Consider the following 385-nt stretch of genomic DNA (forward strand, 5'->3'; position numbering starts at 1 on the left):
CCTCAGTACCGAGGTTGAAAACTTCCTGCAGACCATCAGGGTGGCCTGACGGCCGGCTACAGCACCCGGTAGCGGATCGCGAAGGCGTCGTTCAGCTCGCGCGCCGCTTCGCCGCCGGGCGCGGCGACGCGATCGACCAGATGCCACGGCCCGAACTGATCGGAATGGCCGGGGTTGGCCGCCAGTCGCAGCTTGAACAGGCGCTGGGGTTGACCCGGCAGATTGAGCACCACGACGCGGTCGGTCGTCCGGTAATCCAGCGTCACCGAGCCCCGGATCACGGTACGGCCCTGGTTGTCGGACGCCAGCGCCGGCTGCATCCGGGCGAGCTTCTGGTTTCGGTCGGTGACCAGTTCGACCTGGCCTTCGGTGATCGCCGCCAGCG

1 pseudogene is annotated in these 385 nt (G+C 68.1%); it reads right to left on the bottom strand.

The features are described from left to right. Nucleotides 1-56: 56 nt before the first annotated feature. Nucleotides 57-385: pseudogene (locus I6F37_RS44610) on the bottom strand (hypothetical protein); the annotation flags it as partial.

It is taken from the genome of Bradyrhizobium sp. NBAIM08, from assembly GCF_020193935.1.
Taxonomy (GTDB): domain Bacteria; phylum Pseudomonadota; class Alphaproteobacteria; order Rhizobiales; family Xanthobacteraceae; genus Bradyrhizobium; species Bradyrhizobium yuanmingense.